Annotated in this window: 6 protein-coding genes and 1 pseudogene; 1 reads left to right on the top strand and 6 read right to left on the bottom strand. The window is 62.2% G+C overall.

The window, feature by feature from the left end; all coding sequences use genetic code 11:
• Positions 1-1,202 precede the first annotated feature (1,202 nt).
• A complete protein-coding gene (locus QJT82_RS36415) occupies positions 1,203-1,358 on the top strand; it encodes a hypothetical protein (RefSeq protein ID WP_018646329.1) in 156 nt (51 codons plus the stop codon).
• On the opposite strand, the gene QJT82_RS36420 is transcribed toward QJT82_RS36415, so the two are convergent.
• The 6 genes and pseudogenes from QJT82_RS36420 to QJT82_RS36445 all read right to left on the bottom strand — a co-directional run bounded on the left by QJT82_RS36420 (position 1,355) and on the right by QJT82_RS36445 (position 7,182).
• The gene (locus QJT82_RS36420) at positions 1,355-1,633 is read right to left on the bottom strand and encodes an HU family DNA-binding protein (RefSeq protein ID WP_011091019.1); all 279 of its coding nucleotides are present in this window, start codon (positions 1,631-1,633) and stop codon (positions 1,355-1,357) included. The genes QJT82_RS36415 and QJT82_RS36420 overlap by 4 nt on opposite strands.
• A gap of 237 nt (positions 1,634-1,870) precedes the next feature.
• Positions 1,871-3,217, bottom strand: coding sequence for an IS5-like element ISBj5_B family transposase (locus tag QJT82_RS36425; protein ID WP_011084757.1), 1,347 nt, complete (start codon positions 3,215-3,217; stop codon positions 1,871-1,873).
• A 352-nt stretch (positions 3,218-3,569) separates the two neighbouring features.
• A complete protein-coding gene (locus QJT82_RS36430) occupies positions 3,570-4,214 on the bottom strand; it encodes a group II intron maturase-specific domain-containing protein (protein ID WP_197982510.1) in 645 nt (214 codons plus the stop codon).
• 565 nt (positions 4,215-4,779) lie between these two features.
• A pseudogene (locus tag QJT82_RS36435) lies at positions 4,780-5,895 on the bottom strand (recombinase family protein); the annotation flags it as partial.
• A 140-nt stretch (positions 5,896-6,035) separates the two neighbouring features.
• Positions 6,036-6,311, bottom strand: coding sequence for a ribbon-helix-helix protein, CopG family (locus QJT82_RS36440; RefSeq protein ID WP_231088522.1), 276 nt, complete (start codon positions 6,309-6,311; stop codon positions 6,036-6,038).
• Between the two features lie 151 nt (positions 6,312-6,462).
• Positions 6,463-7,182 (bottom strand): reverse transcriptase domain-containing protein, encoded by a 720-nt coding sequence (locus tag QJT82_RS36445; RefSeq protein ID WP_167520831.1) that lies wholly within the window; start codon positions 7,180-7,182, stop codon positions 6,463-6,465.
• Positions 7,183-8,409 lie beyond the last annotated feature (1,227 nt).

Here is an 8,409-nt window from a genome sequence, read left to right on the forward strand (position 1 = left end):
ACGGGCGCGAGCATTCGTCGAGAGAATGATGCGCTCCCCACAGACGTGTTGGAAGCGGAGGTGGTCTCGGCGAATTCGCTCCGAGCCACGAAGCTTTCGCGCGACCTCCCTTCGCTCCTTTCTCCGCAGCCGCCACTTTCGCAGGGCGCCAAACCTCGTTTGCCTCTTGGGCGATGCCGAGATTGCCCCTGCAGGATCCTCCGCATGCCGCATGACAGCTCCAGCCAGCCACACTGGTTCGGGCCTGCTCGGGACTAATTGAGCCGAATGGTAGGTCGATCCGATCGTCTTGAGCGTCAGCCAATTTGGATGACGGCAACGACTCCGGCGTTGCGCCCGGCAAAGTTCGGGCCGCCCCCAACTCCACGTTGTCGCGGCAATTGCACTTATTCTGATCAGTCGAGCAAGTCTCATCTAAATCCCTGGGCCGACGACGGAGAGACCGCCACGGTCGGGCGGATCGGTCACCGTGTTCCAGCAAGCGACGTGCCATCAAAGATGGGCAACGCTTGCTTGAAAACAGGCGCAAACACGCGCTCCGGACCGCGAGGAGGTGAGGCTTGCGCTTCGGTGTCCAGTCTCGAACAAAAGAGCTTGAACCAGACACACCTGTGCAGCGCCTATCGTGACTGACGGCGACTAGTCTCTCTCAATCCGACGGTCGCCATCTTCAAGGAAGGCAGCGACGACGACGAAGAGGAATTCAGGCACGTAACTTGCGCGGTTGCGGCCACCGATCCGTTGGCAGCCGGGAAGTTGACCATGAAAGACTGCGGCGCCAAGGCTGCAACCCTAAACTGCCCGATCGAAGAGGAACAGTTGCAAAGGCTCGGCTTGGGCCCGATGAGCTGATAGCTATACAGGATGACGAGATCGCTCCAATCATCCCCTGACCCGGACGCCACTAAGCGCTGCACGGCGGCATCGCGGTGGGCCTCGTGGAATCGCCCAGATAGCGATACCTTCACCCGCCTCGCAGACGATTTTCTCGGTCGTCGGGGCCATTGCCGTCAGCATCACGGCCTTCGTCCGACTCACCGGAATGGCCGCAGGCGGACCAGCCAAACACCGCTTGACGCGCGGCTGATATCGGTAGGACGGTGGGGCCGCTCCAGGCATCCAGACTGGCACCAAGCCTTCATCATCGAGCCTGCGCTAACCGCGGCTTTAGCGCCGATGGTGCGAGCTCGGAAACAGAGATCATGGAGGACACCGTGGCGACCATCAGCATCTTCCGGAAGACCGGCAACAACGAGTTGACCGGTCCGATCCGCACGCTCGCCTTCAACGTCAAGGCACGGCCCGTCTCGCATCGAGAACCCTCGGACAAGGGGGCCGGCCTGCGCTCCTGCCTTTAGCCGTTCAGCACATCCTTGAGGGCCTTGGCCGGGGCGAACGTCAGCTTCTTCGCCGCCGCGATCTTGATCGTCGCGCCAGTCGAGGGATTGCGGCCTTCGCGTTCCGGGGTGTGCTTCACCTTGAACTTGCCAAAGCCCGGCACATTGGTTTCAGCGTCGCTCGCTGCTGCATCGGCGATAGACTTGAAGACACCGTCCACGATGGCCTTGGCTTGCGCCTTTGGCAGATTGTACGCCTTGGCGATCTCGTCGGCGATTTCAGTGGCGGTGGTCATGGTGTGACGTTCCTCGGGGATGTCGGTTGCAATTGGCTGCGCGCAGCCTCGGCGCTCTAAGCATAGAGGAGCGCGCATCGCAGCCACGTCAAGACGCGGCCTGGCCGCTTGCGCGAATTATCCCATGGATTCGGCTTACGTGAGCAGCTTTCGCGAACGGGTCTGGCGCGCAAGCCGGCGATTGGCTGCATTCTTCTGGGTGATGGCCGGAGCGAACTCGTCATAATTAGTCGTCCGTTAAGAAGCCGGATTGATCGAGGCTGGCCGGGCGAGCGTGCGCCATAGCTGGGCCAGGAACAGGCACAAGAGATATCTCAGCCAGGCGAGGATGCGGCGGAAGTTGTGTCCGACGGCTGAGAGGACGACGTTGGCGGCATCGCCGGCGCGGCCTTTGAGGTAGCAGCGCCCGAGGTGGCCTTCCGCCTTCAGGTGTCCGATGATGGGCTCGATGGCGGAGCGGCGGCGCAGCTCGCGCTTGATGACACCGAAAACGCCGCGCTTCTGGCCGGAGATGAAGACGCGACGGGGATTTTGTGCGTCGTGGCCGCGGTATCCCTTGTCGACATAGGCCCGCTCGATCGGACAGCCGGTGAGTGTCTCGGTGCGGTCAATGACGTCCCGCAAGGTGTGACCGTCGTAGGGGTTGTCGGGCAGTGCGCTGGCGTGCAGCACGAACAGGCCACCGGGAGCCCGGCGGTTGTTGGTGACGATGGAGGCCTTCACGCCGAACTCGTAAGGCGCGCTGGCCTTGCCCTTGCCGATGCACTCCACTTCCGGGGCATGGAAGGAATAGAGCTTCCAGCCGCGCTGGCGCTGCTGCTGCGAGCGGATCTGCGTGGCCCGGCCGAGCGGGAGGGCGAACGCCTGCTCCAGTGCTGGCTGGCCTTCGATCTTGCGGCGGATGTCGCGGATGATCCGGCCCAGCCGGCTACGCAGGATACGCAACTGCCGCTGATGCCGCCTGAACTGTTTGGCATGGGCGTAGCGGCCGGCCATCATCGCGGCGGCCTTGGCGATGCGAGCATAGGATTGCCGCAGCCTGACGCCGTGCCTGATCGCCAGGCGGTTGAGCCCCTTGATGGCCGCATGCAGCAGCTTGGCATCGGTCGGAAAGGTGATGGCCTTCGGCTGCACCGTGGTGTCGACCGTAACCCGCTTGAGGTCCTGGCTGCGTAATGCACCGGCCTCGTGCGCTACCCGCAAGCTCTCGGCCAGCAGCAACTCCAGCTTGTCGCCAAGCCGCTTGCGCCAATGGCTCAGGTCCGAGCGCTCGTGCGGGAACGTGTGCTGAAAGAACTCTTCCCCGGTGAAGAACTGGAAGTATGGGTCATGGACCCAGCGCTCGCACACCTCCTCATCGGACAGCCCGTAAATGTGCTTGAGCAACAGCAGACCGATCATGAAGCGCGTCTCGATCCCGGGCCTGCCGTTCTCGCTGTAGAGCGGCGCGATCTCGCCGTCGATCCAGTCCCAATCGACCTTGCCGGCGAGCAGAACCAGCTCGTGCTTCATATTGATGATCTGGTCGAGCCGAGCCCGGAACAGATCGTTCGATCCCGTCGTCTTGTGCTTCTTCGGCCGCATCGTTCCCTCCGATGCAGACAAGGAATCATGCTTCCCGCTTCGAGGGAATCCACGAAAACCAAATCGCAAGGTTCTGACGCCCAAAGCATCAAAACCTTGCAATCTGGAAATGCCCCTTAGCCCAAATCGAGATTCCCGATCAGTGGCTTAGTCCTTCTTCACGGACGACTAATTAGCGCGGCTCTTTTGTAGCGCGCGTTTGGCATCGGCGAGTTCGATTTCAACGGCCAATCCAAAATGTCTTGCAGTGGCAGACTTTCGAACTCCCTGAAATCGGGATAGGGGGAAGCCTCGCGGCTCCGCCCCTCCCACACCACCGGACATACGGGTCCGTATCCGGCGGTTCAGCGGATTATGCGGGTCGCCGTGCCGCGACGGAAGCCAAGCCGAGTGAGGCAAAGAAGCCGTTTGGCAGAGCAATGGTGAGCGCGGGGCTGTTCGCGAGCCGCCAAGGGCCACGTGGGCTGCCGGCGGTTTGCGCCGCCAGATCCCGGCCGACGCCGCGGCGTCGCAACTCGGCAAAGCGAGCGGGTCCATACTTCCATTGCTTCCAGGCAACGGCGCGCAACCGTCGCCTGATCCACTGGTCAAGCACGCGCAACACCGACGGGGTTTGACAGAAGCCGAAGTAGCCGTGCCACCCAATCAGGTAGGTCGACAGTTCTTTGGCGATCTGCACGAGGCATCGACCACGCGTGCGTCGCGTGAGCTCCCGAACCTTCGCCTTGAAGCGGGCGAGTGCCTGCGGCGCGATGCGCCGCCGCGGTTCTTGCCCGCCGGTGAAGCTGAAGCCCAGGAACTTGCGAACACTCGGTTTGGCAACCGCGCTCTTCGCTTTGTTGATCTTGAGCTTGAGGCGCTTTTCGAGGAACCTCTCGACGCCAGCCAGCACCCGTTCGCCCGCCCGCTGACTGCGCACGTAGATGTTGCAGTCGTCGGCGTAACGCACGAAGCGGTGGCCGCGCTTCTCCAGTTCCTTGTCCAGCACATCCAGCATCAGGTTCGACAACAGCGGCGAGATGGTTCCCTGAACGCAAAAGATAACTTTGCGGTGGGGGAGCGGTCACGGAGCTATTGGCGGCGCCGGGCGCCTTTCCACCGGGAGGGGTGGGTGGGAGGGGGATGGAGTGGCGGATGACGATCTTGTCGTCGCCAACGAGGACTTCCTTCACGAGAAGGCGCAGCACGCGTTGGCGTTCGATTATATCGAGCGCGCCGACGGACGAGCGGAGGCGCTCGAGGAAGCTAGTCACGGATTCAGCGAGACGCAGACAAACCTCCTGCTCCTGCGATTGGTCTTCGATCGCCTGCAGCGCCGACAAGCAAGCCTGTTCGCGGCTACGCAAATCGGGCATGCGACTGCGCAGCTCTTCAAGTGAGAGAAGGCTCTCTTGATAGGCCGTGAGGAGACGCTCGATGCTTTTCCGGGAGCGCGCAAGATCGCGGCGAAGCGTTTCCTCCCGGCGCTGTGTGGGATCGGAGTTGCGCGCCGCCTTGAGCCGGCGCTCAAGTTCGTCTTCGATGAGCTGTCGGTCTTCAAGTAAACGCGCGATCTCTTTCCATACCACCTCGTCCAGCAAATCCTGGCGCGTCGGGCGACTGTCGCAGACCGGCCCGCCGAGCCGGCGCCAGCCATCCGAGCCCAAGCAGCGGTAGTAATGGATGGTTCGAGCGCTCGACCTGGTCGAGGTGCGATAGAGCCCATAGCCGCATTTGGCGCAGCTCAACAATCCTTGCAGGGCGCTCGGCGTGATCGTGCGTCGCGGGGCATGCTTCTTGTTGGCTTCCAAAAGCTCGTTCGCCAATGCGAAGGTCTCTTCGCTGATGATGGTCGGCACAGGGATTTCGATCCACTCTGTGCGAGGAAGCTCATGATTTGCGCTATTGCGAGGAGCGACGCCGCCGCGCAATCGCAACGGCCGCGTCACACGCATGCGCGGCGCGATCCGCGTCTTGCCAAAGCAGGCCGTTCCTTTATACGCGGGATTGCGCAGCATCGCCCAGACCGTCGAGCGCTCCCAGCGGCCTGTTTCTTTGGCTGTCGGAATCTGGCGCTCATTGAGCAGGCGCGTGATGGCGCCGATGCTGTGGCTTTTTGCGGTGTAAAGCTCGTAGACCCAGCGCACGATACCGGCCTGTCGCTCGTCGATCTCATAATAGGCGGCAGAGTGATCGGTCTTGCGCTTGTAGCGATAGCCAAACGGAGCGCCGGAAAGCACGCTCACTTGGCCTTGAAGGGCGCGATGGCGCTTCCCTCGCCGCGACCGTTCCAGGATTTGCGCGCGTTCATATTCGGCGATCATGCCCTGAAACTGCAGCAGCAGCTCGTCTTCCGGCGTCGCTGCCCGTCTCGAGCGAATGAACAAGACTTCGACGCCGGCGCGCGCGAACTCTTCGATAAGAAGGATTTGATGCGCATAGCGCCGGCTCAGCCGATCGGGAGCGTAGACGAGCACGGCTTGGATCCGCCCTTCTGCGGCGAGGTCGCGCAGTCGTTCAAGTCCGGGGCGCAACAAGCTCGCGCCGCTATAGCCGTCGTCTTCGATCACCCATTCCGCCGGCACGTCGCAGTTCTGCTCGCGCGCGAAAGCGATCAGCGCGCTCGTCTGACTGGCGATCGTGTTCTCCTCCTTCTGTTTGTCCGACGACACTCTGGCGTAAATCGCGGCGGTCTTCATCTTCGCCTCCCGTCACATCGGCGCCAGCGCGCGCGAAGCGCACCTGATCTGGAACGAGAATTTCGTAAACCTGTTCAAGTTTGACGGCGACGAGGCGATCGAACGCAAATTCGAGTCGAACGTCGCGTTTTTTTCGCCGCTCAGCCATCTTCGCGGACAGACGCGAGATAAGCGGCCACCGCTCGGCGCATCACCTCGCTTGCCGAAAGCCTGGAAGCCGTCGCATGCGTCTGGAGTTTTTGGGCAAGATCGGCCGGCATCTTCAGGGAGAGCGTCACTGATGGCTGCGGCGCGGGAAGGAGCCGCTCCCTGCTTTTGGCCACTTCGAGATAGCGATAGGCCTGCCGCAGCGACAAGCCGCTTTCGCGCGACAGCACCAAGGCCGCCTCCGCCATGCCGATTTTCTTCGCGAGCAAGCGTCGCGCCGCCCTCAGCCGCTCGGCTTTCTGCGCTTGCGTCGATCGAATCATATGACATAACGGTATTACCTTTTGCGTCTCAAATCAACAACGGCTCTATCACGCCAGCCGACGATGACGCGTTCAAAGCGGAAGTTATCTTTTGCGTTCAGGGAGCCATCGGACCGCCCTGCGGCGTGCCCTCTTCCGTCGGACTGACCAGCCCTCCTTCCAACACACCCGCATTCAGGAAGGCGCGGATGAGCTTCAGGATGCGCTTGTCAGCAACCCGCTTGGCAACCAGTCCCATCAGGATGTCGTGGTTGACCCGGTCAAAGAACTTCTCCAGGTCGATGTCCACCACGATGCTGTGGCCGGCCGCAATGTACGCCTGCGCCCGTTCCACCGCCCGATGTGCCGAGCGCCCCGGCCGAAAGCCGAAGCTCGTCTCGGCGAACGTCCTATCCCAATCCGCCTGCAGCACCTGCATCACCGCCTGCTGGATCAAGCGGTCGAGCACCGTCGGAATGCCGAGCGGCCGCAGGCCGCCCGACGCCTTCGGTATCTCCACCCGCCGCACCGGCTGTGGCTTGTAGGTGCCGTCAAGCAACTGGGCTCGGATCGCAGGCCAGTGCTCCTTCAGGTGGGCTGACAGCTCGCCGACGGTCATCCCGTCGACGCCCGCCGCGCCCTTGTTGCGCTTTACTTGCGCCAACGCTGCCTTCAGATTCTCACTCTCGACAACGTCTTCCATCGACGGTCCTGCGACCGCCGGGCGTTCGAGACAGACTTCCGCCGCACGCGCTTCAGGCTCTCGGGCGCCGGCGCTTCGGGCTTCACCCTCCGCTCCGGGGCTCAAGTTCAGCTCGACCTGATTCTTCTGCCGCATGGCTCGCACGAGATCGCCGCTCTACTGACCACTTCCACCGTTCAGGCCTTCAGCGGCGCGCTGCCGCCTACTACGCCCTCGGCTGACTTCTGCGCTGCGGTCAGGCCGTCTTGCGACGGTCTCAGTCTCGTTGCCGAGACACAGCGCAGACCTCCCGAGGTAAGACCGACCGCCTTCACCGCACGCCCGCCGAATTTACCACCCCGACCTTTGATGACCTTGGACTTCGCGATCAATTGCTCGCTCGTCCGGCCGGGTAGGCCTCGTTATCCGGTGTTTGTCCATCGGGCCGCGGCTTTGCTCCACGCTTTCTTCAGACCCCACCTCACGATGACGCCCTTGCGCTTCGCTAATCCTTCGCCGCCATCAGGCTGGATAGAGGACTTCCACCTCCAAGCTGTCGCTCATACTCGGCACACAACGAAAAACCCCGGCATGAAAGCCGGGGCCCCGTGATGCCACGGCGTACATCCGGCCGTGACGATCAGGCGACAGATTGCATTTGGTTCTTAAAGAAAATGTGACCTTTTGCGGCCGTCGCTCTTGAATGTCGCGCCAATCAATCGCGATCACACACTGTTCCATCCGCGCGTTCACCCTGTCCGGTATAAGATATCCGTGTCACGAAGGGTATTCGTGAGGTTACGTCGAGCCCGCCACCGACGCCGGCACGGCGTCACGTATGGAATCGTCCAGATGGCGATGCCTTCACCGACTTCGTACACAATATCTGCGGCCGTCTGCACGATTGCCGTCAGCACCACGGCGTTCATCCACTTCACGGGCTGACCGCGCCCTAGCCAACAGGGCAGATCTTGCCGCGGAGCTGCTAGCGTCACACCGAAGGGGCTGGACTGGATCAGGCACCCCGAGTGCTCGCGGTCCTCGTCTTTGAAGCTGGACTGAGAGCGACCTAAGCGTCGAGGCTCGACCGATCATCGCAGACAGGCAGGTTCGTGGCGGTCATTGTGAGGGGCATCGACCAAGCGGCGGCGGATCACAGACACGGCCAACGACTCTCGTGAGCGCGGCGTGTTGCCGAGGCTTGATCGCGGAAGCGGAGATTCGCAATCGCCGGGTCAGAGAGCCAATCACCATTGAGTTCGTTGGGCCGGGCTCTCGGTATAGCGCGACGATCTGGGTGGGAAGACGTATTGCCTCACATATCGATGCTCCCGGGCGCGATCAGTTGCCTCATTTATTTTGCTCCTGGCCTGAGTTGAGGAG

Origin of the sequence: Bradyrhizobium sp. Mp19, from assembly GCF_029952935.1 — a bacterium.
GTDB lineage: Bacteria > Pseudomonadota > Alphaproteobacteria > Rhizobiales > Xanthobacteraceae > Bradyrhizobium > Bradyrhizobium elkanii.